The sequence below is a fragment of the Citrobacter sp. RHB25-C09 genome (genome assembly GCF_013836145.1).
Taxonomy (GTDB): Bacteria; Pseudomonadota; Gammaproteobacteria; order Enterobacterales; family Enterobacteriaceae; genus Citrobacter_A.
This window is the reverse complement of the sequence record NZ_CP057483.1, coordinates 2,515,523-2,541,384: the sequence shown is the minus strand read 5'-3', so window position 1 is coordinate 2,541,384 and position 25,862 is coordinate 2,515,523. Positions and strand designations below refer to the sequence as shown.

The following is a 25,862-nucleotide window of genomic DNA, read 5'->3' as shown; positions in this document are numbered from 1 at the left end:
GACAAAGAATCGCCCGAAAACCGGGCGGTCAGCATCGTCACATTGCTTCAGGAAAGTATCCCTTTCGCAAACATAAAGTTCTTTTCGCGGATGCCGATAACGTTGGTAACTCGTTTTAAGGAAGGTATCTCATGTTTAACCGTATCCGTGTTGTCACATTGCTAATGCTGGTGCTTGGGATCTTCGCACTGCTGCAGCTTGTCTCTGGTGGACTTTTATTTTCATCACTGCACAAAAACCAAAATAGTTTTGTTATCGCTAACGATCTGCGTGAACAGCAAACCGAACTGACCTCAACCTGGGATCTGATGCTGCAAACGCGTATCAACCTGAGTCGTTCCGCTGCGCGCATGATGATGGACCCGAACAACCAACAGAGCAGCGCAAAAACCGACCTGCTGAAGAATGCGAAAGGAACGCTCGCGCAGGCGGCCAGTCATTACAACAACTTTAAAGCAGCAACGCCGCTGCCTGAAATGGTTGAGGCCAGCGGAAATATTGATGAAAAATTCCAGAACTACCATAACGCATTGGCTGAACTGGTGCAGTTTCTGGAAAACGGCAACATGGATGCTTATTTCGCGCAACCCACTCAGGGGATGCAAAACGCCCTGGGTGAAGCGTTAAGTAAATATTCCACCCTGAGCGGAAAACTCTATCTGACGGCGTTTGACGAAAGTGCCAGTGATTACCAGTTTGCTAAATGGCAGCTTGGCATCATGGCCGTTGTCCTGGCGCTGATTCTGGTGGTGGTGTGGTACGGCATTCGTCATACCCTGCTTAATCCACTTTCCCGCGTGGTCGCTCATATTCGCGAAATTGCCGGCGGTAATTTAACTAACACGCTCAGCGTCGCTGGCCGTAACGAAATTGGCGAGCTGGCAAACACTGTACATCACATGCAGCGTTCGCTGGTCGACACGGTCACTCAGGTTCGCGAAGGCTCCGATGCTATCTACTCCGGAACCAGCGAAATCGCAGCGGGTAATACCGATCTCTCCTCACGTACTGAGCAGCAGGCCTCCGCACTGGAAGAGACGGCGGCGAGCATGGAAGAGTTGACCGCAACCGTGAAGCAGAACGCCGATAACGCGCGTCAGGCGTCGCAGTTAGCGCAAAGCGCATCCGATACCGCACAGCACGGCGGCAAAGTTGTGGATAACGTCGTGAAGACGATGCACGAGATTGCCGGTAGCTCGAAGAAGATTGCCGACATCATCAGTGTGATCGACGGCATTGCATTCCAGACCAATATTCTGGCGCTTAACGCGGCAGTTGAAGCGGCGCGCGCCGGTGAGCAGGGGCGTGGTTTTGCGGTGGTTGCTGGGGAAGTTCGTAACCTCGCCAGCCGCAGTGCGCAGGCGGCAAAAGAGATTAAGGCCTTAATTGAAGACTCTGTTTCTCGCGTGGATACCGGTTCTGTCCTGGTGGAAAGCGCCGGCGACACGATGAACGACATCGTTAATGCAGTTACCCGTGTCACTGACATCATGGGTGAGATCGCATCGGCATCCGACGAACAGAGTCGTGGTATTGACCAGGTGGCGTTAGCGGTAACAGAGATGGACCGCGTAACACAACAAAACGCCTCGCTGGTACAACAATCAGCTGCGGCGGCGGCGGCACTTGAAGAGCAGGCCAGTCGTTTAACGATGGCGGTGTCGGCATTTCGTCTTGCCGCACGTCCAACAGCTGATAAAGCAAAGGAAGAGCGCGCGTCTGTAGAAGTGCAGCGCACCGCACAAGTACGTGCACTGAGCACGGAGCAAGATTCTAACTGGGAAACATTTTGATCATTTAACACTGCGGCGAGTGCCGCCTTCTGGGAGCGTTGATGTTTAATCGTATTCGAATCTCGACCACACTGTTTTTGATTTTAATCATCTGCGGAGTATTGCAGATTGGCAGCAATGGCTTGTCTTTCTGGGCGTTTCGGGACGGTTATCAGAGCCTGAATCAGGTCGAGCAGAGTAATCAGCAACGCGCGGCGCTGGCACAAACGCGCGCCGTTTTATTACAGGCGAGCACCGCCCTTAACAAGGCCGGCACGCTCACGGCACTGAGCTATCCGCCCGATGATATCAAAACGTTGATGGTCATCGCGCGCAAAAGTCTGTCGCAGTCTGACTCGATGTTTAAAAGCTTTATGGCCATTGAGGCGAACACCGAAGAGGGAAAGGCCCTTCAGGTTGCCACAGAGAAAAGTTTCGCCCAATGGCATGGCGATCTGGAACACCAGGCCACGTGGCTGGAAAACAATCAGCTATCAGATTTTCTGACGGCGCCAGTACAGACCTCACAGGATGCTTTTGACGTCAATTTCAACGCATGGCAGCAGGGCATTAACACCGTTCTGCTGACAGCGGGGGAACAAAGCAAAAGCAATTACCATAAATCAGCCATTGTGTTCATCGGTATGGTTGTGCTGGCGGTGCTATTAACCGGCGGGGCGCTCTTCTGGGCGCGAAAGATGATTGTCCAGCCTTTGGCGATTATCGGCAGTCATTTTGACAGTATTGCTCAGGGCAACCTGGCTCGTCCGATTGCCGTCTACGGGCGCAATGAGATTTCGGCCATCTTCGCCAGCCTGAAGGCGATGCAGCTCGCACTACGTGAAACCGTCAGCGATGTGCGTCAGGGAAGTCTGGCGATGCATACCGGAATTTCGGAAATCGCGAGCGGGAATAATGACCTGTCGTCGCGTACTGAAGAGCAGGCGGCCTCGCTGGCGCAAACGGCCGCCAGCATGGAGCAGTTGACGGCTACCGTCGGGCAGAACGCCGATAATGCGCGGCAGGCTTCCGGCCTCGCTAAAAGCGCTGCGGATACGGCGAAAACGGGCGGTATTCAAACCTCGAAAGTGGCTAGCACCATGGATGAGATTGCCGCCAGTTCGCAAAAGATTGGCGACATCATTGGTGTTATCGACGGCATCGCCTTCCAGACCAACATTCTGGCGCTGAATGCGGCCGTCGAAGCCGCACGAGCGGGTGAACAGGGACGGGGTTTTGCCGTGGTGGCAGGTGAAGTGCGTAACCTCGCAAGCCGCAGTGCGCAGGCAGCGAAAGAGATTAAGGGGCTGATTGAGGAGTCAGTGGATCGCGTACAGCAGGGTTCACAACTCGTGGGTACCGCCGCACAGACGATGAATGAAATCGTTAAGTCCGTGACCCGTGTGAACGACATTATGGGGGAGATTGCCTCCGCATCGGATGAGCAACGCCGAGGGATTGAACAGGTGGCGCAAGCCGTTAGCCAGATGGACCAGGTGACGCAGCAGAACGCAGCCCTGGTGGAAGAAGCCGCGGCCGCCACCGATCAACTTGCGATGCAGGCAGACACACTTTCTGCCCGCGTCGCGGTTTTCAAACTGGAAGAACCGGTGGTAACACACCAAGAGTTGACGCCGCAGTACGCTGCGTCAGTTGTATCCTGAAAGTGACTAAGAAGGCGCTATGACATCATCTCAGCCCACCGAGCACACGTCATTACTGTTACAGATGACGCAGCGCCTTGCGCTGTCCGACGCGCATTTTCGTCGGATATGCCAATTGATATACCAGCGCGCAGGGATCGTGCTGGCTGACCATAAGCGGGATATGGTTTATAACCGCCTGGTCCGTCGACTACGTACCCTGGGGCTGGACGACTTTGGTCGTTATCTTGGCATTCTGGAAGCCAATCCAAATAGCGCTGAGTGGCAGGCTTTTATTAACTCGTTAACCACAAACCTGACGGCATTCTTTCGTGAAGGGCACCACTTTCCGGTGCTGGCGGAGCATGCCCGACGCCGCAATGGTGAATTCCGGGTATGGAGCGCAGCAGCCTCCACCGGGGAAGAACCGTACAGCATCGCCATAACGCTGGCGGATACGCTGGGCACCGCGCCGGGACGCTGGAAAGTGTATGCCAGCGATATTGATACCGAAGTGCTGGAGAAGGCCCGTAACGGGGTTTATCGCCAGGATGAGTTGAAAACGCTGTCGCCACAGCAATTGCAACGCTATTTCATGCGCGGCACGGGGCCTCATGACGGTCTGGTTCGCGTACGTCAGGAGCTGGCAAGTCACGTGGAGTTCACGGGGTTAAACCTGTTAGACAAGCAATACAACGTACCGGGGCCGTTCGACGCCATTTTTTGTCGTAACGTGATGATCTATTTCGATAAAGAAACGCAGCAGGAGATCCTGCGTCGCTTTGTTCCGCTCCTTAAGCCTGACGGTCTGCTGTTTGCCGGACATTCAGAAAACTTTAGCAATCTTGTTCGCGATTTTAGCCTGCGCGGACAGACGGTGTATGCGCTAAGTAAGGATAAAGGATGAGTAAAATCAGGGTACTGTCGGTGGATGATTCCGCGCTGATGCGCCAGATCATGACCGAAATTATTAATAGCCATAGCGACATGGAGATGGTCGCAACCGCGCCCGATCCGCTGGTGGCTCGGGATTTAATTAAGACCTATAACCCTGACGTGTTGACACTGGATGTCGAAATGCCGCGTATGGACGGCCTCGATTTTCTCGAAAAGTTAATGCGTTTGCGCCCTATGCCCGTGGTAATGGTGTCATCCCTCACCGGTAAAGGCTCGGAAGTGACGCTGCGGGCACTGGAGTTAGGGGCGATTGATTTTGTCACTAAACCACAGTTAGGCATCCGTGAAGGCATGCTCGCCTATAGCGAGATGATTGCCGAGAAAGTCCGCACGGCGTCACGCGCACGGCTGGGGGCACATAAACCGCTGGCGGCACCGGTCACCCTGAAGGCGGGGCCACTGCTCAGTTCAGAAAAGCTGATTGCCATTGGTGCTTCCACCGGTGGGACTGAGGCGATTCGTCATGTGCTGCAGCAACTACCGCTCTCCAGTCCGGCGGTCATTATCACTCAGCATATGCCGCCAGGTTTTACCCGTTCGTTTGCCGAGCGTCTGAACAAACTGTGTCAGATCACCGTGAAGGAAGCGGAAGACGGTGAGCGTGTTTTGCCGGGCCATGCCTACATTGCACCTGGAGACAAACATATGGAGTTGGCGCGCAGCGGCGCGAACTACCAAATCAAAATTCATGACGGTCCGCCGGTCAATCGGCACCGGCCGTCAGTGGATGTGCTGTTCCATTCGGTTGCCCAATACGCGGGGCGCAACGCCGTGGGGGTGATCCTGACGGGGATGGGCAACGATGGAGCCGCCGGTATGCTCGCAATGCACCAGGCTGGCGCCTGGACGATTGCGCAAAATGAAGCAAGTTGTGTGGTGTTCGGCATGCCGCGCGAGGCCATCAATATGGGTGGCGCGAGCGAAGTGGTCGATCTCAGCCAGGTAAGCCAGCAGATGCTGGCGAAAATCAGTGCCGGACAGGCAATACGAATTTGACACAGGAGTAATTTTTTATGGCGGATAAAGAGCTTAAGTTTTTGGTTGTGGATGACTTTTCCACCATGCGTCGCATTGTGCGTAACTTGCTGAAAGAGCTTGGATTTAACAACGTCGAAGAGGCCGAAGACGGCGTAGATGCGTTAAATAAATTACAGACGGGCGGGTTTGGTTTTGTGATTTCCGACTGGAACATGCCGAACATGGATGGGCTTGAACTGCTCAAAACCATTCGTGCAGACGGCGGGATGTCTTCATTACCGGTGCTGATGGTTACGGCAGAAGCGAAGAAAGAGAACATCATCGCGGCAGCGCAGGCTGGGGCCAGTGGCTACGTGGTGAAACCGTTTACGGCGGCAATTCTGGAAGAAAAACTCGGTAAGATTTTTGAAAAACTGGGTATGTGAGGCAGAGATGATGACAAAACCGGCAATAAAACCCGCTGATGACCAATCTCCTGGGGACATCATCGCTCGCATTGGCAGCCTGACCCGTATGCTGCGTGACAGCCTGCGTGAACTCGGGCTGGATCAGGCGATTGCAGAAGCGGCGGAAGCCATTCCGGATGCGCGCGATCGTCTGGACTATGTGGTGCAAATGACGGCGCAAGCGGCGGAACGTGCGCTGAACAGTGTTGAGGCATCACAGCCGCATCAGGACGATATGGAAAAAGGGGCCAAAGGGCTCACTAAGCGTTGGGATGAGTGGTTTGAAAATCCTATCGAGCTTGCCGATGCTCGTGAACTGGTAACCGACACGCGTCGTTTCCTGGCTGAAGTTCCGGGCCATACCAGTTTTACTAACGCGCAGTTACTCGACATCATGATGGCGCAGGATTTCCAGGATCTGACCGGTCAGGTTATCAAGCGCATGATGGATGTTATCCAGGAGATTGAGCGCCAGCTGCTGATGGTGCTGCTGGAAAACATTCCGGAGCAGGGCACACGGCCGAAGCGTGAAAACGAAAGTCTGCTTAATGGACCACAGGTCGATACCACGAAAGCGGGTGTTGTGGCGAGCCAGGACCAGGTGGACGATCTGCTGGATAGCCTCGGGTTCTGATCCCTTTACGCCAGATGGCGCTTCGCTAATCCGGCCTGCACCTAACAGGTAGGCCGGATGAGTCGCCATCCGGTATTTTCATTAACGCCATAAACCCCGCCTTTTTTGCCGCTTACTCTTCCCATTAACACACTGCTGTTCTGGCATTATTTTGCCCATAAGCCCAGCCAGGATCGGATGCGTGTCGGACGAGAACGAAGACAAAACAGAAGCCCCCACCCCCCACCGACTTGAAAAAGCGCGGGAAGAAGGGCAGATCCCCCGTTCTAAGGAACTGACTTCGCTGCTGATTTTGCTGGTGGGGGTTTGCATTATCTGGATTGGCGGCGAGTCTCTGGCGAGGCGGTTATCGGCGATGCTGGCGACCGGTCTACGCTTTGACCACAGTATGGTGAACGATCCCAATCTGATCCTCGGACAAATTATTTTGCTGATCAGAGAGGCGATGATTGCACTTTTACCCCTCATTACAGGGGTAGTGCTGGTGGCGCTAATCTCCCCGGTGCTGCTCGGCGGTCTGCTTTTTAGCGGTAAATCGCTGCAGCCTAAATTTTCTAAACTCAACCCACTGCCCGGCATTAAACGTATGTTCTCAGCGCAAACCGCAGCGGAGTTGCTGAAGGCGATACTGAAATCCGTGCTGGTGGGGAGTGTGACTGCACTTTATCTCTGGGATAACTGGCCTGAGATGATGCGCTTGATGGCAGAATCGCCCATAACGGCGATGGGCAATGCGTTGGACCTGGTGGGATTATGCGCGTTGTTAATTGTGTTGGGCTGTATTCCGATGGTGGGATTCGACGTCATCTTTCAGATCTTCAGCCACCTGAAAAAACTGCGCATGTCGCGACAGGATATCCGCGACGAACATAAACAAAACGAAGGTGACCCGCACGTGAAAGGGCGCATTCGTCAGCTGCAACGCGCCGCTGCCCGCCGTCGAATGATGGAGGATGTGCCGAAAGCCGATGTGATTGTCACTAACCCCACCCATTATTCGGTGGCGTTACGCTATGACGAAAACAAAATGAGCGCGCCGAAAGTGGTTGCGAAAGGCGCAGGGCTGGTGGCGCTGCGTATCCGTGAGATCGGGGCTGAGCATAAGATCCCGACTCTTGAAGCACCACCGCTGGCGCGTGCGCTCTATCGCCATGCTGAAATTGGTCAGCAAATACCCGGACAGTTGTATGCGGCCGTCGCAGAAGTCCTCGCCTGGGTATGGCAGCTAAAACGCTGGCGGCTCGCCGGTGGTGAACGTCCGCCACAACCTGCAAATCTTCCGGTGCCAGAAGCACTGGATTTCATGAACGAGAAGACAACCGATGGCTAATCTGGTCGCGATGCTGCGTCTGCCCAACAACCTGAAAAACACGCAATGGCAGATCCTTGCCGGGCCAATCCTCATCCTGCTGATTTTGTCGATGATGGTATTGCCGTTGCCTGCTTTCATCCTCGACCTGCTGTTTACCTTCAACATCGCGCTGTCGATCATGGTACTGCTGGTGGCAATGTTCACTCAGCGTACGCTGGAATTTGCTGCCTTCCCGACGATTTTGCTGTTCACCACCTTACTGCGTTTGGCGCTGAACGTGGCCTCCACGCGTATTATTTTGATGGAGGGTCACACCGGAGCGGCAGCAGCGGGCAAGGTGGTTGAGGCGTTCGGTCACTTCCTCGTCGGAGGCAACTTCGCGATTGGTATCGTGGTGTTCGTGATCCTCGTCATCATCAACTTTATGGTTATCACCAAAGGTGCCGGCCGTATCGCAGAAGTCGGGGCGCGCTTCGTCCTTGACGGAATGCCGGGCAAGCAGATGGCTATCGATGCCGATCTCAACGCTGGCCTTATCGGCGAAGATGAAGCCAAAAAACGCCGTTCGGAAGTGACTCAGGAAGCTGACTTCTACGGCTCGATGGACGGTGCGAGTAAATTCGTACGCGGTGACGCCATCGCCGGGATCCTCATTATGGTCATTAACGTGGTGGGGGGCCTGCTGGTGGGGGTTCTGCAACATGGTATGACCATGGGACATGCGGCGGAAAGCTATACGCTGTTGACCATCGGTGATGGCCTCGTGGCGCAGATCCCGGCTCTGGTGATCTCCACGGCGGCAGGCGTTATCGTGACCCGCGTAAGTACCGATCAGGACGTCGGCGAACAGATGGTCGGGCAACTCTTTAGTAACCCCAACGTGATGTTGCTGAGTGCGGCGGTTCTCGGTCTGCTTGGCCTGGTGCCGGGTATGCCAAACCTCGTGTTCCTGATGTTTACTGCCGCGCTGCTTGGGCTGGCGTGGTGGATCCGGGGGCGTGAGCTGAAGGCACCTGCGGAACCACAGCCCATCAAAATGCCGGAAAATAACTCGGTGGTTGAAGCCACATGGAATGACGTCCAACTGGAAGATTCTCTCGGCATGGAAGTGGGCTATCGCCTGATCCCTATGGTTGATTTCCAACAGGATGGCGAGCTGCTCGGGCGTATCCGCAGTATCCGTAAAAAATTCGCTCAGGATATGGGTTTTCTACCGCCGGTCGTCCACATCCGCGACAATATGGATTTGCAACCAGCACACTATCGCATCCTGATGAAGGGCGTTGAGATCGGCAGCGGTGACGCGTATCCGGGACGCTGGTTGGCTATTAACCCCGGTACAGCCGCAGGGTCATTACCCGGCGAGCAAACGGTCGATCCGGCCTTTGGGCTGGATGCCATCTGGATTGAAAGCGCATTAAAAGAGCAGGCGCAAATTCAGGGCTTTACCGTGGTTGAGGCCAGTACCGTGGTGGCGACACACCTGAACCATCTGATCGGCAAGTACGCGGCTGAACTGTTTGGTCGCCAGGAGGCGCAGCAGTTGCTTGATCGCGTGACGCAAGAGATGCCGAAACTTACCGAAGACCTGGTGCCTGGCGTGCTGACGCTGACGACGCTGCACAAAGTCCTGCAAAATCTGCTGGATGAGAAAGTACCTATTCGCGATATGCGCACCATTCTCGAAACGCTGGCTGAACACGCACCGCTGCAGAGCGACCCGCATGAACTCACTGCCGTGGTGCGCGTCGCCTTAGGGCGGGCGATTACCCAGCAGTGGTTCCCGGGCAACGATGAAGTGAGTGTGATCGGTCTTGATACAGCGCTGGAGCGTTTGCTGCTACAGGCGCTTCAGGGCGGCGGCGGGCTTGAGCCAGGTCTGGCCGACCGTCTTCTGGCGCAAACACAGGAAGCCCTGGCGCGCCAGGAAATGCTCGGTGCGCCGCCGGTGCTGTTGGTCAACCACGCGCTACGTCCGCTGCTGTCGCGCTTCCTGCGCCGCAGTCTGTCTCAACTGGTGGTGCTGTCGAATCTTGAACTGTCCGATAACCGCAACATCCGCATGACGGCGACCATTGGAGGTAAATAATGCGCAAATTTCTCTGCCTGTTACTGTTTCCCCTCGTAGTACAGGCCGCGGGTGAAGGAGCATGGCAGGCCAGCAGTATCGGCATTACGCTAAATCACCGTGGTGAATCCGCGTCCTCGGCGCCACTGACCCCCAGCCAGCCCGTATCCGGTTTGATGACGCTGATCGCCTGGCGCTACGAGCTTAACGGCCCGACGCCTGCCGGGTTACGCGTACGTCTATGCTCGCAGTCTCGCTGCGTAGAACTGGATGGTCAGAGCGGGACTACCACTGGCTTAAGCGGCGTCCCCGCCGTTGAACCGCTACGTTTTATCTGGGAAGTTCCCGGTGGCGGTCGCCTGATCCCGGCACTGAAAATCCAAAGCAATCAGGTGATTGTGAACTATCGCTAAACGCTGTTTTCTTCATCAGGCAGCACGCAAATTTGCTGCCTGACTCGCATAATTGACCGCCTCTTTTTGAATCATTAGAAACGCTGTTTTATAAATCGGTGACGCGCGTTACCGGACTCTTTGCATTTTTGCCATTTCGTGTTTGAGGGTGGCAAAAACGGAAAGGTATCAGGCTTTGTTAACTTTTACTGTAACCCGGTGAAAACGCCTCTGGCGCAGCCAGTATGCTGGGGGGACTCCAACCATTTACAGGGTTAACGGCAATGAAAACACGTAAAATTGGTTTGGCGAATTATTTAGCCTACGGTTCGGGCGATTTTTTGGGCGCAGGCACGACGGCGCTAACAGCGGCCTGGCTTCTCTATTTTTATACGACGTTTTGCGGTCTGACGCCGATCGAAGCGACGTTTATTTTTGCGGCGGCGCGAGTCCTGGATGCTGTCGTTAGCCCACTGATGGGCTTTTTAACTGATAATTTCGGCTCGACCTGGCTTGGAAAACGCTTTGGCCGCCGCAAATTCTTTATTTTGCTCGGCATCCCCTGTGTATTCAGCTACTCCCTGATGTGGGTAGGGGATATGGGGTTCTGGTATTACCTGCTCACCTATCTGATTTTTGACGTCGTCTACACCATGATTCTGGTGCCTTACGAAACGCTGGTGCCGGAGATGACCGATGATTTCAAACAGAAGACCAAGTTTTCCGGTGCGCGTATTTCAATGGCGCAAATGTCGGCGATTCTGGCCTCGTTCTTGCCCGGCATCCTGCTTACCGCGTTTGGGAAAGATAATCCGATCTCCTTCTTTTATGCCAGCCTTGTGTTTTCGGTGCTGTGCGCGTTGATGCTGACATTTGTCTGGTTCTTCACCTGGGAACGCCCGCGTGACGAGTGGACGGAAGCCGCGCTGCGTGCGGAAAAAGAGAAAAAGAACCTTTCCTTTAACCAGAGCATGAATCGTCTGTTTATCGAACTCAGCTCCACGCTGCGGATCAAGATTTTCCGCCAGCATCTGGGCATGTATCTGGGCGGCTATATTGCGCAGGATGTGTTTAACGCGGTCTTTACTTATTACGTTGTATTTGTCCTGATGCAGGAAGCCTCCATGGCGTCTAACCTGCTCGGCACGATGGCTATCTTTCAGTTTATCGCCGTGATCGCCATGATCCCGCTGTGTATCCGCTTTGGCCCCGCACCGTCTTATCGCATGGTGGTGGTGCTGTTTGGTCTTAGTTCCCTTTCCTATGCAGTGCTCTACTACGCCGGACTCAGCGATATCTATTCGCTGTTGCTGCTGGTTTCAGCGGTCGCGGGCCTGGGACGCGGTGGTATCAACTATGTACCCTGGAATACTTACACCTACATTGCCGATGTTGATGAAGTCATTACCGGGCAGCGTCGTGAAGGGATTTTCGCAGGCATTATGACGCTGACGCGCAAAGCGTCTCAGGCCGGGGCGGTCATGCTGGTTGGGATTGTCATGCAAATGTCGGGGTTTGTTTCCGGACAAAGCAACCAGCCGCAAGAAGTTAGCCATACCATACTGCTGATCCTGAGCTGCGGGACGCTACTGGTGCTGGCCTGCGGCTTCCTGGTATCGCTACGCTTCAAGTTAAATTTGCACACCCACAGTACGCTGCGAGAAGAGACGGCAAAAATGCGCGAGTCCGGTCGGGCTATGCCAGAGAACATAACAGCGCAGGCGCGCGCTACCGTCGAGATGCTGGCCGGACTACCGTATGAATCACTTTGGGGTAACAACAATATTGGTTACCTGAATCGTAATAAACCTGCTGCACCGTCGCTAAAGCAGGCAGCAGCATTGAGTTCGACTTACAACAGAGGTTAAAGATATGAAAGTTTGGCCCGTCAAACATAGCCCGTTACTCCGTCAGCCGGAACGTTTTATCTCCCGGGAAGAGCTGAAAGCCCTAATTCAGACCGTGACGAATAATCTGGTGAATATTAAGGATGAGACAGGTCAATTTCTGCTACGCCTGGATGACGGACGCGTTATCGACACCAAGGGCTGGGCAGGATGGGAATGGACGCACGGTGTGGGTCTGTACGGCATGTATCAGTATTATCAGCAGACCGGTGACGAAACGGTGCGCGATATCATCGACAACTGGTTTGCCGACCGCTTTGCAGAAGGGGCAACCACCAAAAACGTCAACACGATGGCGCCTTTTTTGACCCTGGCGTATCGCTATGAGGAGACGAAAAATCCGGCCTGGTTGCCGTGGCTTGACTCATGGGCGGAATGGGCAATGCATGAAATGCCGCGTACCGAGCACGGTGGGATGCAGCACATTACTCTGGCGGAAGAGAACCATCAGCAGATGTGGGACGACACGCTGATGATGACCGTTTTACCGCTGGCGAAGATAGGTAAACTGCTTAACCGCCCTGACTATGTGGAAGAAGCGACCTATCAGTTCCTGCTGCATGTGCAGAACCTGATGGACAGAGAGACAGGCTTGTGGTTCCACGGCTGGAATTACGACGGGCAGCATAACTTTGCCAACGCCCGCTGGGCGCGCGGCAATAGCTGGCTGACCATCGTGATCCCTGATTTCCTCGAACTGTTGGATTTACCGGAAAACAATGCCGTTCGCCGCTATCTGGTGCAGGTGCTGAACGCGCAAATTGCCGCGCTGGCGAAGTGCCAGGACGAGAGCGGCCTGTGGCATACGCTGCTGGACGATCCGCACTCGTACCTTGAAGCCTCTGCCACTGCGGGTTTTGCCTACGGTATTCTGAAAGCAGTGCGTAAACGTTACGTGGGCGCGGAGTATGCAGAGGTCGCGGAAAAAGCGATTCGGGGGATCGTGAAGAACATTTCGCCGAAAGGGGAGTTGTTACAGACGTCGTTCGGCACGGGAATGGGCAGTAATCTTGATTTCTATCGCGAAATCCCGTTGACTTCGATGCCCTATGGTCAGGCCATGGCGATGCTGTGTCTGACAGAATATCTGCGCAAATATTTCTAAAAAACAAAACCCGGCAATGGCCGGGTTTTTTAAGATCATCCTGCACAAATTGTAGGCCTGATAAGCGTAGCGCCATCAGGCATTTGCCAGATTGCCGGATGGCGTCGCAAGCGCCTTATCCGGCCTACTATTTGCGCCCTCAGGCATTTCTTCAGCTTACATACGATCGACGGTTTCGATCCCCAACGTATCCAGACCCAGCTTCAGGGTTTTTGCCGTCAGTTGCGCCAGTTTCAGGCGGCTGTTACGCACTTCATCATTCTCTGCGCTCAGGATTGGACAGTGCTCATAGAAGCCAGAGAACAGACCCGCCAGATCGTACAGGTAGGCACACATCACGTGTGGTGTCCCTTCGCGCGCCACCACGGTCAGCGTCTCTTCAAACTGTAACAGACGGGCTGCCAGTTGCGCTTCACGATCTTCGCGGATAACCACCTTCGCGTTGGCCAGCGCACTTTCTTCAATATCCGATTTACGGAAAACTGACAGCACGCGGGTGTAAGCATACTGCATATAAGGCGCAGTATTGCCTTCAAACGCCAGCATGTTATCCCAGTCGAAGATATAGTCGGTGGTCCGGTTTTTAGACAGATCGGCATATTTCACCGCGCCAATACCTACCGCATTGGCCAGTTTTTCCAGCTCATCAGCTGGCATATCCGGGTTCTTTTCAGCAACGAGGCGACGCGCGCGTTCCAGCGCTTCGTCCAGCAGGTCAGCCAGTTTCACTGTACCACCCGCACGGGTTTTAAACGGCTTACCGTCTTTGCCCAGCATCATCCCGAACATGTGATGTTCCAGAGGGACTGACTCTGGCACATAGCCGGCTTTACGCACGATGGTCCACGCCTGCATCAGGTGCTGGTGCTGACGGGAGTCGATGTAATAGAGAACGCGATCCGCGTGCAGCGTTTCATAACGGTATTTGGCACAGGCAATATCGGTGGTGGTGTACAGGTAACCGCCATCTTTCTTCTGAATGATGACTCCCATCGGTTCGCCTTCCTTGTTTTTATACTCATCAAGGAAGACGACCGTCGCGCCTTCACTCTCAACAGCCAGCCCTTTGGCTTTGAGATCGGCAACAATACCCGGCAGCATAGGGTTGTAAAGACTTTCACCCATCACGTCATCCCGGGTGAGCGTCACGTTCAGACGGTCATAGGTGATCTGGTTTTGAGTCATGGTGATATCGACCAGCTTGCGCCACATTTCGCGGAAGTACTCGTCGCCACCCTGTAATTTTACGACGTAGTTACGCGCGCGCTCAGCAAACGCTTCGTCTTCGTCATAGTGCTTTTTGGCGTCGCGATAAAAACCTTCGAGATCGGCCAGCGCCATTTCACCGGCATTTTCCTGCTGTTGTTTTTCCAGCCAGGCAATCAGCATGCCGAACTGTGTTCCCCAGTCACCGACGTGGTTGGCGCGAATGACATGGTGGCCGAGAAATTCAAGGGTCCGCACAGCAGCGTCACCGATGATGGTGGAACGCAGATGGCCGACGTGCATCTCTTTCGCCACGTTTGGCGCAGAGTAATCGACCACAATGGTCTGTTTCGCAGGTTGTGCCACACCGAGGCGCTCAGAGGTCAGCGCCTGCTCAACGTGTTTAGCGAGGAAGGCCGGATCGAGAAAAATATTAATAAAGCCAGGGCCTGCGATTTCAACCTTGCTGGCAATGCCGTTCAGATCCAGATGAGTCAGTACCTGCTCAGCCAGTTGTCGCGGGGCCATACCCAGTTTTTTAGCAACAGCCATCATGCCATTGGCCTGATAGTCGCCGAACTGTACTTTTGCTGACTGACGAACCTGCGGTTCGCAATCCGCAGGCGCACCTGCGGCAATCATGGCCTGACTGACTTTTTCTGAGAGAAGAGCCTGAATATTCACCGGAATACCTTACGTTGATGCTGCGGGAGACTGTTCACCGCACCAGTTTAAGAATTAAGAGCGGGAGTATACTGCGCAGCGCCAACAGAGTAAATTAGCGACTTTGCATACCACAAAGAGCTCTGATTATGGTGAACTGGCATACCGTTGCCGAGTTGCAGGACATTTCCGCAGATTTACCGCGCTTCATGCAGGCATTAACTGAACTCTCCTCCCGTCTTGGACTGGATCTCGCCCCGCTGGAGGCTGATCACATTTCGCTGCGTTGTCATCAGAATGCGACAGCCGAACGCTGGCGGCGTGGTTTTGAACAGTGCGGCGAACTGCTGTCGGAAAACATCATCAACGGCAGACCGATCTGCCTGTTTAAATTGCACGCGCCGGTATGCGCTGGTCCGTGGAATTTTACGGTTGTTGAATTGCCCTGGCCGGGCGAAAAGCGTTACCCGCATGAAGGCTGGGAGCACATCGAAATCGTGCTACCAGGGGAGCCAGAAACGCTAAACGCCCGTGCACTGGCGTTACTTTCCGATGAAGGGCTGAGTCAACCGGGTATTTATGTCAAAACCAGTTCCCCAAAAGGGGAGCGCGAACGTTTACCGAATCCCACTCTTGCGGTGACGGATGGAAAGGTAACGATTAAGTTTCACCCATGGTCTATTGAAGCGATCGTGGCAAGCGAAAGGGAAGAGGAGTGAGTATGGCACTGCTGGAGATCTGTTGCTACAGCATGGAATGTGCGCTAACTGCGCAGCAAAACGGTGCGGATCGTATTGAACTCTGCGCAGCGCCAAAAGAAGGGGGGCTCACCCCATCGTTGGGCGTTCTGCGTTCGGTACGCCAGCAAATAGCGATTCCGGTACATCCGATCGTCCGTCCACGAGGCGGCGATTTCTGTTACACCGACGGTGAATTTGCCGCGATGCTGGAGGATGTACGGCTGGTGCGGGAATTAGGCTTTCCCGGACTGGTGACGGGGATACTGGATGTGGACGGAAACGTCGACATGATGCGAATGAGGCAAATTATGGCGGCGGCGGGACCTTTAGCCGTCACTTTTCACCGCGCTTTTGATATGTGCGCTAATCCTATAAAAGCGTTAGAAAATTTGACTGAATTAGGCATTGCGCGCGTTCTGACGTCAGGCCAAAAATCAGATGCAGTGCAAGGTTTAACAAAAATAATGGAACTAATACGACAACCTGGTGCTCCAATCATTATGGCCGGAGCAGGGGTTCGTGCGGAAAATTTACCGCGTTTCCTGGACGCCGGGGTAGCGGAAGTACACAGTTCAGCAGGAACTCTGGTGGCTTCACCCATGCGTTATCGAAACCAGGGACTGTCGATGTCTGCGGATAAACAAGCGGATGAATATTCCCGCTATGCCGTAGATGGCGCAACGGTAGCTGAAATGAAAGGAATCATTGTGCGCTATCAGGCCAAATGATTTTTACCGTTGCATCATGTCGCCCAATATGATGCTTGCTCGTACCAGGCCCCTGCCACTTCAACAGGGGCCTTTTTTTTCTCCTTCATATTACGGCCTGCAGCAGCGTTGGCTTTCTTCACTCACCCCTGTCACTATCCGGCCTACAATGTTGCACAAACGTAGGCCGGGCAAGCGAAGCGCCCCCGGCAAGCAATCACGGCTTACGGGCAATCAATACCGCGCGTAACGGGGCGGGATAACCTTCAACGGTCTTGCTGCTGTCATTTGGATCCAGAAAATCGGCCAGCGACTCGGTCACCATCCATTCTGTGCGGCGCTGTTCTTCGGTCGTGGTCACGCAGACATCGGCGATGCGCACATCAACAAAGCCACATTTTTCCAGCCAGTTTTTCAGCGCCAGCGCCGAAGGGATAAAATAGACGTTGCGCATCTGCGCGTAGCGATCGCCGGGCACCAGCACGGTATTCTCGTCGCCTTCGACTACCAGCGTTTCAAGCACCAGTTCACCGTCTTTTACCAGTTGTTCTTTTAACTGCCAAAGATGCTCGAGCGGGGAGCGGCGGTGGTACAGTACGCCCATCGAAAAGACAGTATCAAACGCATTCAGCGCAGGGAGTTGCTCAATACCTAACGGTAGGAGATGGGCGCGCTGATCGTTACCCAACAGTTTGCGCACGGCCTCAAACTGGCAAAGGAATAACTGCGTTGGGTCAATACCTACCGCCAGATGCGCACCCGCACCAATCATGCGCCACATGTGATAGCCGCTACCGCAACCGACATCGAGGATCGTGCGGCCAGTAAGGTCGGACAGATGCGGTAGAACGCGATCCCATTTCCAGTCCGAACGCCATTCGGTATCAATATTGACACCATACAGCGAATACGGCCCTTTACGCCACGGCATCAAGTTACGCATCAGCGTGTCAATACGCTTGATCTGCCCTGGGCTGAGCGGTTCTTCGCTTTCCGCGGTGACGCTGTGTAACAGATCCAGACGGTACGGCGTCAGTTCCGGCAGAAACTCCACGGCGTTTGACCATTGCTTGAACAGGCCATGCTGATCGCGCTGCCACGCAGCAATTTGCGCAGGCAGCGTTTCGAGCCAGTGGGAAAGGTGGTTTTTGGCAATCAGTTGATAGAAGTTACCAAAATCGATCATGCCGGAACCTCGGCTTTCAGCGCCACTAATGAACCGAAGTTAAAGCACTGGAACCACAGTTCGCTGTGCTCAAAGCCAGCCTGATGCAGTCGTGCTTTATGGGTTTCGACGGAATCAGTCAGCATCACATTTTCCAGCATGCTACGTTTCTGGCTGATCTCCAGTTCGCTATAACCGTTCGCACGTTTAAAGTCGTGGTGCATGTTGAACAGCAGTTCGCCGACTTTCGCGTCTTCAAAACTGAATTTTTCCGACAGCACCAGCGCGCCCCCCGGATTCAGCCCCTGATAAATCTTATCCAACAATGCCTGGCGCTCAGGTGGCTCAAGGAATTGCAGGGTAAAATTCAGTATCACCATCGACGCGTTTTCAATATCAATATGACGGATGTCACCCTCAATGACCTCTACGGGCGTTGGTGCTTTCCAGGCGTCAATATGACGACGACAGCGTTCGATCATCGCAGGGGAGTTATCCACGGCGATAATTTTGCAGTTTTCATGTTGAATATTACGACGCACGGAAAGCGTCGCGGCGCCCAGAGAACACCCCAGGTCATAAACTTGCGTATTAGCCTGCACGAAGCGGCCAGCAAGCATGCCAATCATTGAAATAATATTGGAGTAGCCGGGAACAGAACGCTGGATCATATCCGGGAAGACTTCAGCTACCCGTTCATCGAAGGTCCAGTCGCCCAGACTGGCGATAGGCGCGGAAAAAAGCGTGTCGCGATGAGACATAACGTTAACATCCGGGAAAAATAAAGTGGCGTATTGTGCGCTAATGCAGGGAGAAAACCAACTCCCACGGCATGTACCAGAGATTTGCCAGCACCATGAGCACCATTGCACACCAGGTGGCGCTCATGCCAGAACGACGCCAGCGAAACAGCCGATGATGAAAGCCGTAATAGTGCATCAGTCGCCCTGCAAGCAATATGATGCCGCAAATATGCACCATCCACGTTTCGGCACCGTTCATTTCCATAAACAGCATCAGGATGAGCGCAATGGGAATATATTCTACCGCATTGCCGTGAATGCGAATGGCGCTCTGGAGCTCGCTAAAGCCACCATCACCATAAGCTACGCGGTACTGCATTCGCAGACGGGAAACGTCAAACGAAAACTTGAGTAACATTAACGCACCCAGAACGGCGTAAAGCGCGCTGACCATACAAACTCCCTTTAAAATGGCAGATGGCTCTGACTATGATAGGGGGCAAATTCAGAAAAGAGAAGATTGCTGTGGAATGGATGGTGCTGATCCGATCACTGGCAGCACGGCGCGTAAGCTTTCCCAAAGTGTGTCGACCAGTTCAGGCGCCTGCGCAATATCCGGTGTATGCAAAAAAAGGTATGGCGTGGAAGTCTGCTCCCACTGCGGTAATTTTTGCAGCCAGGCGGCGAAAAATGCTAGGTTTTGTGTCATATCATCGCTGCCGATGAACCGCACTATGGGGGTATTGGCCGTCATCACCGCATGAACCGGCACCTTTGGTTTCTTGCGTTGGGCATCGCGAATGGCTTCGTTGTGCGCACGTGCGGCATGAACTGGGCGACTGTCGAGAATCACCCGATTCACCCCACGCTGATGCAGACCGCTATTGAGTTGCTTTTCGGCGTCGCCTTTCGCAAAAAAATCAGGATGGCGAACTTCGACCCCATAGGTAAAGGCTCTGGGCAGGGCATCAAGAAAGTGCCATAAGGCAGGCAGATCGCGCGGGCCAAAGGTAGCAGGGAGTTGTAGCCAGTACTGGCCGATGCGCGATTCCAGCAACGCCATGCGCGAAAAGAACTCCCCGACTAAATCATCACACTGCTTGAGTCCTGCCTGGTGGGAGATGGTCGCCGGAAATTTAAAGCAGAAGCGGAAATCATCCGTCGTTTGCGCATACCAGCGCGCGACGATCTCCGCTTTTGGCAGCGCGTAAAGCGTCGTGTTTCCCTCCACACAGTTAAAGTGGCGGGCGTACTCTTCAAGACCGGTAATGCCAAGGCGCACCCATTTCGGATGTGACCATTGCGGAAGGCCAATGTAAATCATAAAGCGTTGACTATCTCATCCACGCTACGCACGCGGGCGATGCGGGGGAAGATGTGCGTCATACTGCTCTGATGCTGTTCGGCGCTGGCAGCGCTACAGGCATCCTCTGCGATCACCAAGGCAAAGCCTAACTCCCAGGCGTTGCGCGCTGTGGATTCCACGCCAATATTGGTTGAAATACCGCACAGGACAATGGTGTCGATACCGCGACGACGGAGTTGTAATTCAAGGTCGGTACCGTAAAACGCGCCCCACTGACGTTTTGTCACTTCCAGATCGCTCTCGGCTTTGCCCAGCGCCTGCGGATACGTCCACCAGTTTTCCGGGAGCGCTTTGGCGGGCGCCTGTGCATCGACGGGTTGTTTGAGCGCTTCAGCGTAATCCGCAGACCAGCCAACGCGAACCATCACCACGGGCGAGCTCTCGGCACGGAATTTTTCTGCCAGCCGTGCGGCGCCTGCCACGACATCAGTTGCAGAATGGGGGCCTCCGGCAAAGGGTAAAATGCCTTCCTGGAGATCGATCACCACCAGAGCAGTGGTTTTAGCGTTCAGTTGCAACATGTTCACTCCCGTCTAAAAATCAAAATTCCGTTACACCTTAACTGCGAATCCGTATGTCAGGGGCGACAATTTTTGTTATTTTTTGTGAGAATAAGCAATACCTGCGTACGAAACACGCGTAGAGTCGGTGGCGGACTTATCGTGCGGCAGAATTTCCAGTATAATAACCGCCTTTTTTCATTCAGATGTGACATACAGTTAAAGCTGCGACAAAAACAGCCTGCGGCTAATTAAGGGATATCTCATGCGTACAGAATATTGCGGGCAGCTGCGTCAGTCCCATGTAGGACAGCAGGTCACCCTGTGTGGTTGGGTCAACCGTCGTCGTGATCTTGGTAGCCTGATTTTTATCGATATGCGCGACCGCGAAGGTATCGTGCAGGTGTTTTTCGATCCGGATCGTGCGGACGCGTTAAAGCTGGCCTCTGAACTGCGTAATGAGTTCTGCATCCAGGTGACGGGCACGGTGCGTGCGCGTGACGAGAAAAACATTAATGCAGAGATGGCAACCGGTGAAATCGAAGTGCTGGCCTCTGACCTGGTGATCATCAACCGCGCAGAAGCGCTGCCGCTGGACTCCAACCACGTCAATACCGAAGAAGCGCGTCTGAAGTACCGCTATCTTGACCTGCGTCGTCCGGAAATGGCACAGCGCCTGAAAACCCGCGCGAAAATCACAAGCCTGGTGCGCCGCTTTATGGACGATCACGGTTTCCTTGATATCGAAACCCCGATGCTGACCAAAGCCACGCCGGAAGGTGCGCGTGACTATCTGGTGCCTTCTCGCGTTCATAAAGGTAAATTCTACGCGCTGCCGCAGTCTCCACAGCTGTTTAAACAGTTGCTGATGATGTCCGGCTTTGACCGCTACTATCAAATCGTAAAATGCTTCCGCGACGAAGACCTGCGCGCTGATCGTCAGCCAGAATTTACGCAGATTGATGTGGAAACGTCCTTCATGACCGCCGAACAGGTACGTGAAGTGATGGAAGCACTGGTGCGTAGCCTGTGGAACGATGTGAAGGGCGTGGAGCTGGGCGATTTCCCGATCATGACCTTTGCCGAAGCTGAGCGTCGTTACGGTTCCGACAAACCGGACCTGCGTAACCCGATGGAGCTGGTGGACGTCGCCGATCTGCTGAAGAATGTAGAATTCGCTGTCTTTGCTGGTCCGGCTAACGACCCGAAAAGTCGCGTTGCTGCACTGCGCGTACCGGGCGGTGCCAGCTTAAGCCGTAAGCAGATAGACGACTATGGCAACTTTATCAAAATCTACGGCGCGAAAGGTCTGGCTTATATCAAAGTCACCGAACGTGCTAAAGGCCTGGAAGGCATCACCAGCCCGGTCGCTAAATTCTTGAACGCGGACATCGTGGAAGCGATTCTTGTGCGCACCGGCGCGCAGGACGGCGACATGGTCTTCTTCGGCGCAGACAACAAAAAAGTGGTTGCTGATGCGATGGGCGCGCTGCGTCTGAAACTCGGTAAAGACCTGAATCTGACCGACGAATCCAAATGGGCGCCGCTGTGGGTCATCGACTTCCCGATGTTTGAAGACGACGGTGAAGGCGGCCTGACCGCGATGCACCACCCGTTCACCTCACCGAAAGACATGACCGCTGCTGAGCTGAAAGCCGCGCCGGAAGATGCGGTGGCAAATGCCTACGATATGGTCATCAACGGCTATGAAGTGGGCGGCGGTTCCGTGCGTATTCACAACGGAGACATGCAGCAAACCGTGTTTGGCATTCTGGGCATTAACGAACAGGAACAGCGTGAGAAGTTTGGCTTCCTGCTGGACGCGCTGAAATACGGTACGCCGCCGCATGCAGGCCTGGCATTTGGTCTTGACCGTTTGACCATGCTGCTGACCGGCACCGATAATATTCGTGATGTCATTGCCTTCCCGAAAACCACCGCCGCTGCGTGTCTGATGACCGAAGCGCCGAGCTTTGCTAACCCGGCTTCTCTGGCCGAGTTGGGCATAGAAGTGGTGAAGAAGGAAGAGAAAAACTGATATGACATACAAACAGCCTGTCTCGGTTCTGGTCGTAATCTATGCACAAGACACCGGGAAAGTGCTGATGTTGCAGCGGCGCGACGATCCTGATTTCTGGCAGTCGGTTACCGGCAGCCTGGAAGAGGGGGAGAGCGCGTCGCAGGCCGCCGTGCGTGAAGTAAAGGAAGAGGTCGCCATTGATGTTGCCGCAGAGCTTCTGACCTTGAACGACTGTCAACGCACGGTGGAGTTTGAGATATTTTCGCATTTACGTCATCGCTATGCGCCAGGCGTGGTACGTAATACAGAATTTTGGTTCTGTCTTGCGCTGCCGCATGAGCGTCAGATCGTTTTCACTGAACATCTGGCCTACCAATGGCTTGAGGCAACCGCTGCGGCGGCGCTGACCAAGTCATGGAGTAACCGGCAGGCGATTGAAGAATTTGTAATTAACGCTACCTGAAAAGGGGCGATTTATTGGAGACTTTTTATGGCAGGTCATAGTAAATGGGCCAACACCAGACACCGTAAGGCGGCACAGGATGCTAAACGCGGTAAAATCTTCACCAAAATCATTCGTGAATTGGTAACGGCTGCGAAATTGGGCGGTGGCGATCCGGATGCAAACCCGCGCCTGCGTGCGGCGGTAGATAAAGCACTCTCCAACAACATGACCCGTGACACCCTGAACCGTGCAATTGCACGCGGTGTGGGCGGTGATGATGATGCCAACATGGAAACCATCATCTATGAAGGTTACGGTCCTGGCGGTACGGCGGTAATGATTGAATGCCTGTCTGACAACCGTAACCGTACCGTGGCGGAAGTGCGTCACGCCTTCAGCAAAACAGGCGGCAACCTGGGTACCGATGGTTCCGTTTCTTATCTGTTCAGCAAAAAAGGCGTGATTTCCTTCGAGAAGGGCGACGAAGACGCCATCATGGAAGCGGCGCTGGAAGCGGGTGCGGAAGACGTTGTAACCTATGACGATGGCGCGATCGACGTTTACACTGCCTGGGAAGAACTGGGTAAAGTGCGCGATGCGCTCGAAGCCGCAGGACTGAAAGCGGACAGCTCAGAAGTGTCTATGATCCCGTCTACCAAAGCGGACATGGATGCGGAAACCGCACCGAAGCTGCTCCGTCTGATCGACATGCTGGAAGACTGTGACGACGTGCAGGAAGTCTACCATAACGGCGAAATCTCTGACGAGGTTGCAGCTACCTTAGAATGAGGTGGTTTAATCCCATCATCACTGGAGGCGCGTGATGTCCATTATTCTCGGTATTGATCCGGGCTCACGTGTCACCGGTTATGGTGTGATTCGTCAGGTTGGTCGGCAACTGAGCTATCTTGGCAGCGGCTGTATTCGTACCAAAGTGGACGATCTCCCGTCGCGTCTGAAGCTCATTTATGCCGGCGTGACGGAAATCATTACCCAGTTCCAGCCAGACTACTTCGCCATTGAGCAGGTATTTATGGCGAAGAACGCGGATTCCGCACTCAAGCTGGGGCAAGCGCGCGGTGTCGCGATTGTCGCGGCGGTGAACCAGGAACTGCCCGTCTTTGAGTATGCGGCGCGCCAGGTTAAGCAAACGGTCGTGGGCATCGGCAGCGCGGAGAAAAGCCAGGTACAGCATATGGTGCGAACCCTGCTAAAGCTTCCGGCCAACCCACAGGCGGACGCGGCAGATGCGCTGGCAATAGCGATTACCCATTGCCATGTCAGCCAGAACGCGATGCAGATGAGCGAGACGCGGCTCAATCTTGCGCGAGGTCGCTTGCGATAATGACAAATGAGGCTGGATATCTATCCAGCCTTTTTTTATGATACAGCATAACTTTCGGACTCAACGCAGGAGCGTAATGTGATAGGCAGACTCAGAGGCATCATTCTGGAAAAACAACCGCCGCTGGTGTTACTTGAGGTGGAGGGTGTCGGCTATGAAGTGCATATGCCAATGACCTGTTTTTATGAGCTCCCGGATTCCGGAAAAGAGGCGATTGTTTTTACCCATTTCGTGGTGCGTGAAGATGCGCAACTGCTGTACGGGTTTAACAATAAGCAAGAACGAACCCTGTTCAAAGAGCTCATTAAAACCAATGGCGTAGGGCCGAAGCTGGCGCTGGCAATCCTGTCGGGTATGTCGGCACAGCAGTTTGTTAACGCCGTTGAGCGTGAAGATCCAGCCGCGTTAGTGAAGCTACCCGGTATCGGTAAAAAAACCGCTGAACGTCTGATTGTTGAAATGAAGGACCGCTTCAAAGGATTGCATGGCGATCTGTTTACCCCTGCGGCCGATCTGGTGCTGACGTCTCCAGCCAGCCCGGCAACAGATGATGCCGAGCAGGAGGCGGTTGCGGCGCTGGTGGCGCTGGGCTATAAACCACAGGAAGCCAGTCGGATGGTGAGTAAAATCGCCAAACCGGATGCCAGCAGTGAAACACTGATCCGCGAAGCTCTGCGCGCCGCGTTGTGAGGTAAAGGATGATAGAAGCAGATCGCCTGATTTCGGCAGGCGCCACTATCGCGGAAGAGGTTGCCGATCGCGCCATTCGCCCGAAATTGCTGGAAGAGTATATTGGCCAGCCGCAGGTTCGCTCGCAGATGGAGATCTTCATCCAGGCGGCAAAACTGCGTGGCGATGCGCTTGATCACCTGCTGATTTTTGGACCGCCGGGGTTAGGTAAAACCACGCTTGCCAATATCGTGGCTAATGAGATGGGCGTGAATCTGCGAACAACGTCTGGTCCCGTGCTGGAAAAAGCGGGCGATCTTGCGGCAATGTTGACCAACCTTGAACCGCATGACGTACTGTTTATTGATGAGATTCACCGCCTGTCGCCGGTGGTGGAAGAGGTTTTGTATCCAGCGATGGAAGACTATCAACTGGATATCATGATTGGCGATGGCCCTGCTGCGCGCTCTATTAAAATCGATCTCCCGCCGTTTACCCTGATTGGTGCCACAACTCGCGCAGGCTCGTTAACGTCGCCGCTGCGTGACCGCTTCGGTATTGTGCAACGCCTTGAGTTCTATCAGGTGCCCGATCTTCAGTATATCGTTGGTCGCAGCGCGCGATTTATGGGGCTGGAAATGAGTGAAGAGGGCGCGCTGGAAGTAGCGCGTCGTGCGCGAGGGACGCCACGTATTGCGAACCGTCTGCTGCGGCGGGTACGGGATTTTGCGGAAGTTAAGCACGACGGTACTATTTCGGCAGACATTGCCTCGCAGGCGCTGGATATGCTTAACGTGGATGCCGAAGGCTTTGACTATATGGACCGCAAGCTGCTGTTGGCTGTCATCGACAAATTCTTTGGCGGACCGGTTGGGTTGGATAACCTTGCAGCAGCCATTGGTGAAGAGCGTGAAACTATTGAGGACGTTCTGGAACCGTATCTCATCCAGCAAGGTTTTTTACAACGTACGCCGCGCGGGAGAATGGCGACGGTACGTGCCTGGAACCATTTTGGTATTACCCCTCCAGAGATGCCGTAATCATTTCTGCCTGATGGCGCTACGCTAATCAGGCCTGCA

Annotated in this window: 25 protein-coding genes; 19 read left to right on the top strand and 6 right to left on the bottom strand. The window is 54.1% G+C overall.

The annotated features are described in order from the left end of the window. Nucleotides 1–131: 131 nt before the first annotated feature. From tar to HVY19_RS11750, 11 genes are all read left to right on the top strand, one after another. Nucleotides 132–1,793 (top strand): methyl-accepting chemotaxis protein II, encoded by a 1,662-nt coding sequence (gene tar, locus HVY19_RS11800; protein WP_181680786.1) that lies wholly within the window; start codon nucleotides 132–134, stop codon nucleotides 1,791–1,793. A gap of 41 nt (nucleotides 1,794–1,834) precedes the next feature. Next, a complete protein-coding gene (gene tap, locus HVY19_RS11795; protein WP_181680785.1) occupies nucleotides 1,835–3,436 on the top strand; it encodes a methyl-accepting chemotaxis protein IV in 1,602 nt (533 codons plus the stop codon). A gap of 19 nt (nucleotides 3,437–3,455) precedes the next feature. After that, a complete protein-coding gene (gene cheR / locus HVY19_RS11790) occupies nucleotides 3,456–4,322 on the top strand; it encodes a protein-glutamate O-methyltransferase CheR (protein ID WP_181680784.1) in 867 nt (288 codons plus the stop codon). Then, the gene (locus HVY19_RS11785; RefSeq protein ID WP_181680783.1) at nucleotides 4,319–5,368 is read left to right on the top strand and encodes a chemotaxis response regulator protein-glutamate methylesterase; all 1,050 of its coding nucleotides are present in this window, start codon (nucleotides 4,319–4,321) and stop codon (nucleotides 5,366–5,368) included. Before cheR ends, HVY19_RS11785 begins: the two co-directional genes overlap by 4 nt. 17 nt (nucleotides 5,369–5,385) lie before the next feature. Then, complete coding sequence (cheY, locus tag HVY19_RS11780) at nucleotides 5,386–5,775, top strand: chemotaxis response regulator CheY (protein WP_181680782.1); 390 nt, start codon at nucleotides 5,386–5,388, stop codon at nucleotides 5,773–5,775. Between the two features lie 10 nt (nucleotides 5,776–5,785). Beyond that, nucleotides 5,786–6,430 (top strand): protein phosphatase CheZ, encoded by a 645-nt coding sequence (gene cheZ / locus HVY19_RS11775; protein ID WP_181684273.1) that lies wholly within the window; start codon nucleotides 5,786–5,788, stop codon nucleotides 6,428–6,430. Between the two features lie 181 nt (nucleotides 6,431–6,611). Next, nucleotides 6,612–7,760, top strand: a complete 1,149-nt coding sequence (gene flhB / locus HVY19_RS11770; RefSeq protein ID WP_181680781.1) for a flagellar biosynthesis protein FlhB — start codon at nucleotides 6,612–6,614, stop codon at nucleotides 7,758–7,760. After that, complete coding sequence (gene flhA / locus HVY19_RS11765) at nucleotides 7,753–9,831, top strand: flagellar biosynthesis protein FlhA (protein WP_181680780.1); 2,079 nt, start codon at nucleotides 7,753–7,755, stop codon at nucleotides 9,829–9,831. The genes flhB and flhA overlap by 8 nt, the downstream gene beginning before the upstream one ends. After that, the gene (gene flhe / locus HVY19_RS11760) at nucleotides 9,831–10,223 is read left to right on the top strand and encodes a flagellar protein FlhE (RefSeq protein ID WP_181680779.1); all 393 of its coding nucleotides are present in this window, start codon (nucleotides 9,831–9,833) and stop codon (nucleotides 10,221–10,223) included. The genes flhA and flhe overlap by 1 nt, the downstream gene beginning before the upstream one ends. A gap of 263 nt (nucleotides 10,224–10,486) precedes the next feature. Next, a complete protein-coding gene (locus HVY19_RS11755; RefSeq protein WP_181680778.1) occupies nucleotides 10,487–12,070 on the top strand; it encodes an MFS transporter in 1,584 nt (527 codons plus the stop codon). A 4-nt stretch (nucleotides 12,071–12,074) separates the two neighbouring features. Beyond that, nucleotides 12,075–13,214: a glycoside hydrolase family 105 protein gene (locus tag HVY19_RS11750; protein WP_181680777.1), complete on the top strand. Its 1,140-nt coding sequence runs from the start codon at nucleotides 12,075–12,077 to the stop codon at nucleotides 13,212–13,214. 156 nt (nucleotides 13,215–13,370) lie between these two features. On the opposite strand, the gene argS is transcribed toward HVY19_RS11750, so the two are convergent. Then, the gene (gene argS / locus HVY19_RS11745) at nucleotides 13,371–15,104 is read right to left on the bottom strand and encodes an arginine--tRNA ligase (protein ID WP_181680776.1); all 1,734 of its coding nucleotides are present in this window, start codon (nucleotides 15,102–15,104) and stop codon (nucleotides 13,371–13,373) included. A gap of 128 nt (nucleotides 15,105–15,232) precedes the next feature. Here argS and HVY19_RS11740 point away from each other — a divergent pair, with 128 nt between their 5' ends. Next, the gene (locus tag HVY19_RS11740; RefSeq protein ID WP_181680775.1) at nucleotides 15,233–15,802 is read left to right on the top strand and encodes a VOC family protein; all 570 of its coding nucleotides are present in this window, start codon (nucleotides 15,233–15,235) and stop codon (nucleotides 15,800–15,802) included. Nucleotides 15,803–15,804: 2 nt separating this feature from the next. After that, entirely contained in the window at nucleotides 15,805–16,551 is a 747-nt protein-coding gene (gene cutC / locus HVY19_RS11735) for a copper homeostasis protein CutC (RefSeq protein ID WP_181684272.1), read from the top strand. Nucleotides 16,552–16,747: 196 nt separating this feature from the next. On the opposite strand, the gene cmoB is transcribed toward cutC, so the two are convergent. From cmoB to HVY19_RS11710, 5 genes are read right to left on the bottom strand one after another with little or no spacing between them, the layout of a single operon-like run. Beyond that, nucleotides 16,748–17,716, bottom strand: coding sequence for a tRNA 5-methoxyuridine(34)/uridine 5-oxyacetic acid(34) synthase CmoB (gene cmoB, locus HVY19_RS11730; RefSeq protein WP_181680774.1), 969 nt, complete (start codon nucleotides 17,714–17,716; stop codon nucleotides 16,748–16,750). Further along, nucleotides 17,713–18,456, bottom strand: coding sequence for a carboxy-S-adenosyl-L-methionine synthase CmoA (cmoA, locus tag HVY19_RS11725; protein WP_181680773.1), 744 nt, complete (start codon nucleotides 18,454–18,456; stop codon nucleotides 17,713–17,715). Before cmoA ends, cmoB begins: the two co-directional genes overlap by 4 nt. A 40-nt stretch (nucleotides 18,457–18,496) precedes the next feature. After that, on the bottom strand, nucleotides 18,497–18,892 hold the full coding sequence (locus tag HVY19_RS11720) for an MAPEG family protein (RefSeq protein ID WP_181680772.1): 396 nt from the start codon (nucleotides 18,890–18,892) through the stop codon (nucleotides 18,497–18,499). 51 nt (nucleotides 18,893–18,943) lie between these two features. Further along, nucleotides 18,944–19,762 (bottom strand): DUF72 domain-containing protein, encoded by an 819-nt coding sequence (locus tag HVY19_RS11715; protein WP_181680771.1) that lies wholly within the window; start codon nucleotides 19,760–19,762, stop codon nucleotides 18,944–18,946. Continuing rightward, nucleotides 19,759–20,325 carry a hydrolase gene (locus HVY19_RS11710; RefSeq protein WP_181680770.1) on the bottom strand — a complete coding sequence of 189 codons (567 nt, stop codon included), beginning with the start codon at nucleotides 20,323–20,325 and terminating at the stop codon, nucleotides 19,759–19,761. Before HVY19_RS11710 ends, HVY19_RS11715 begins: the two co-directional genes overlap by 4 nt. 244 nt (nucleotides 20,326–20,569) lie before the next feature. Between HVY19_RS11710 and aspS the strand changes: the two genes are divergently transcribed. From aspS to ruvB, 6 genes are all read left to right on the top strand, one after another. Continuing rightward, complete coding sequence (gene aspS, locus HVY19_RS11705) at nucleotides 20,570–22,342, top strand: aspartate--tRNA ligase (protein WP_181680769.1); 1,773 nt, start codon at nucleotides 20,570–20,572, stop codon at nucleotides 22,340–22,342. Nucleotide 22,343: 1 nt separating this feature from the next. Continuing rightward, nucleotides 22,344–22,787 carry a dihydroneopterin triphosphate diphosphatase gene (gene nudB / locus HVY19_RS11700; protein WP_181680768.1) on the top strand — a complete coding sequence of 148 codons (444 nt, stop codon included), beginning with the start codon at nucleotides 22,344–22,346 and terminating at the stop codon, nucleotides 22,785–22,787. Between the two features lie 27 nt (nucleotides 22,788–22,814). Continuing rightward, nucleotides 22,815–23,558 (top strand): YebC/PmpR family DNA-binding transcriptional regulator, encoded by a 744-nt coding sequence (locus HVY19_RS11695; protein WP_181680767.1) that lies wholly within the window; start codon nucleotides 22,815–22,817, stop codon nucleotides 23,556–23,558. A gap of 34 nt (nucleotides 23,559–23,592) precedes the next feature. Beyond that, on the top strand, nucleotides 23,593–24,114 hold the full coding sequence (gene ruvC, locus HVY19_RS11690) for a crossover junction endodeoxyribonuclease RuvC (RefSeq protein ID WP_181680766.1): 522 nt from the start codon (nucleotides 23,593–23,595) through the stop codon (nucleotides 24,112–24,114). Nucleotides 24,115–24,192: 78 nt separating this feature from the next. Beyond that, a complete protein-coding gene (gene ruvA, locus HVY19_RS11685) occupies nucleotides 24,193–24,804 on the top strand; it encodes a Holliday junction branch migration protein RuvA (RefSeq protein ID WP_181680765.1) in 612 nt (203 codons plus the stop codon). Nucleotides 24,805–24,812: 8 nt separating this feature from the next. Further along, the gene (gene ruvB / locus HVY19_RS11680; RefSeq protein ID WP_181680764.1) at nucleotides 24,813–25,823 is read left to right on the top strand and encodes a Holliday junction branch migration DNA helicase RuvB; all 1,011 of its coding nucleotides are present in this window, start codon (nucleotides 24,813–24,815) and stop codon (nucleotides 25,821–25,823) included. Nucleotides 25,824–25,862: the final 39 nt, after the last annotated feature.

What these genes read in the sequence shown, in the direction of transcription:
- HVY19_RS11785 (WP_181680783.1), top strand. Translation starts at nt 4,319, where the DNA reads ATGAGTAAAATCAGGGTACTGTCGGTGGATGATTCCGCGCTGATGCGC.
- HVY19_RS11755 (WP_181680778.1), top strand. Translation starts at nt 10,487, where the DNA reads ATGAAAACACGTAAAATTGGTTTGGCGAATTATTTAGCCTACGGTTCG.
- flhA (WP_181680780.1), top strand. Translation starts at nt 7,753, where the DNA reads ATGGCTAATCTGGTCGCGATGCTGCGTCTGCCCAACAACCTGAAAAAC.
- cheY (WP_181680782.1), top strand. Translation starts at nt 5,386, where the DNA reads ATGGCGGATAAAGAGCTTAAGTTTTTGGTTGTGGATGACTTTTCCACC.
- HVY19_RS11715 (WP_181680771.1), bottom strand. Translation starts at nt 19,762, where the DNA reads ATGATTTACATTGGCCTTCCGCAATGGTCACATCCGAAATGGGTGCGC.
- tar (WP_181680786.1), top strand. Translation starts at nt 132, where the DNA reads ATGTTTAACCGTATCCGTGTTGTCACATTGCTAATGCTGGTGCTTGGG.
- ruvC (WP_181680766.1), top strand. Translation starts at nt 23,593, where the DNA reads ATGTCCATTATTCTCGGTATTGATCCGGGCTCACGTGTCACCGGTTAT.
- HVY19_RS11720 (WP_181680772.1), bottom strand. Translation starts at nt 18,892, where the DNA reads ATGGTCAGCGCGCTTTACGCCGTTCTGGGTGCGTTAATGTTACTCAAG.
- flhe (WP_181680779.1), top strand. Translation starts at nt 9,831, where the DNA reads ATGCGCAAATTTCTCTGCCTGTTACTGTTTCCCCTCGTAGTACAGGCC.
- nudB (WP_181680768.1), top strand. Translation starts at nt 22,344, where the DNA reads ATGACATACAAACAGCCTGTCTCGGTTCTGGTCGTAATCTATGCACAA.
- HVY19_RS11695 (WP_181680767.1), top strand. Translation starts at nt 22,815, where the DNA reads ATGGCAGGTCATAGTAAATGGGCCAACACCAGACACCGTAAGGCGGCA.
- ruvB (WP_181680764.1), top strand. Translation starts at nt 24,813, where the DNA reads ATGATAGAAGCAGATCGCCTGATTTCGGCAGGCGCCACTATCGCGGAA.
- HVY19_RS11750 (WP_181680777.1), top strand. Translation starts at nt 12,075, where the DNA reads ATGAAAGTTTGGCCCGTCAAACATAGCCCGTTACTCCGTCAGCCGGAA.
- cheR (WP_181680784.1), top strand. Translation starts at nt 3,456, where the DNA reads ATGACATCATCTCAGCCCACCGAGCACACGTCATTACTGTTACAGATG.
- cutC (WP_181684272.1), top strand. Translation starts at nt 15,805, where the DNA reads ATGGCACTGCTGGAGATCTGTTGCTACAGCATGGAATGTGCGCTAACT.
- tap (WP_181680785.1), top strand. Translation starts at nt 1,835, where the DNA reads ATGTTTAATCGTATTCGAATCTCGACCACACTGTTTTTGATTTTAATC.
- cmoA (WP_181680773.1), bottom strand. Translation starts at nt 18,456, where the DNA reads ATGTCTCATCGCGACACGCTTTTTTCCGCGCCTATCGCCAGTCTGGGC.
- aspS (WP_181680769.1), top strand. Translation starts at nt 20,570, where the DNA reads ATGCGTACAGAATATTGCGGGCAGCTGCGTCAGTCCCATGTAGGACAG.
- cmoB (WP_181680774.1), bottom strand. Translation starts at nt 17,716, where the DNA reads ATGATCGATTTTGGTAACTTCTATCAACTGATTGCCAAAAACCACCTT.
- cheZ (WP_181684273.1), top strand. Translation starts at nt 5,786, where the DNA reads ATGACAAAACCGGCAATAAAACCCGCTGATGACCAATCTCCTGGGGAC.
- HVY19_RS11710 (WP_181680770.1), bottom strand. Translation starts at nt 20,325, where the DNA reads ATGTTGCAACTGAACGCTAAAACCACTGCTCTGGTGGTGATCGATCTC.
- HVY19_RS11740 (WP_181680775.1), top strand. Translation starts at nt 15,233, where the DNA reads ATGGTGAACTGGCATACCGTTGCCGAGTTGCAGGACATTTCCGCAGAT.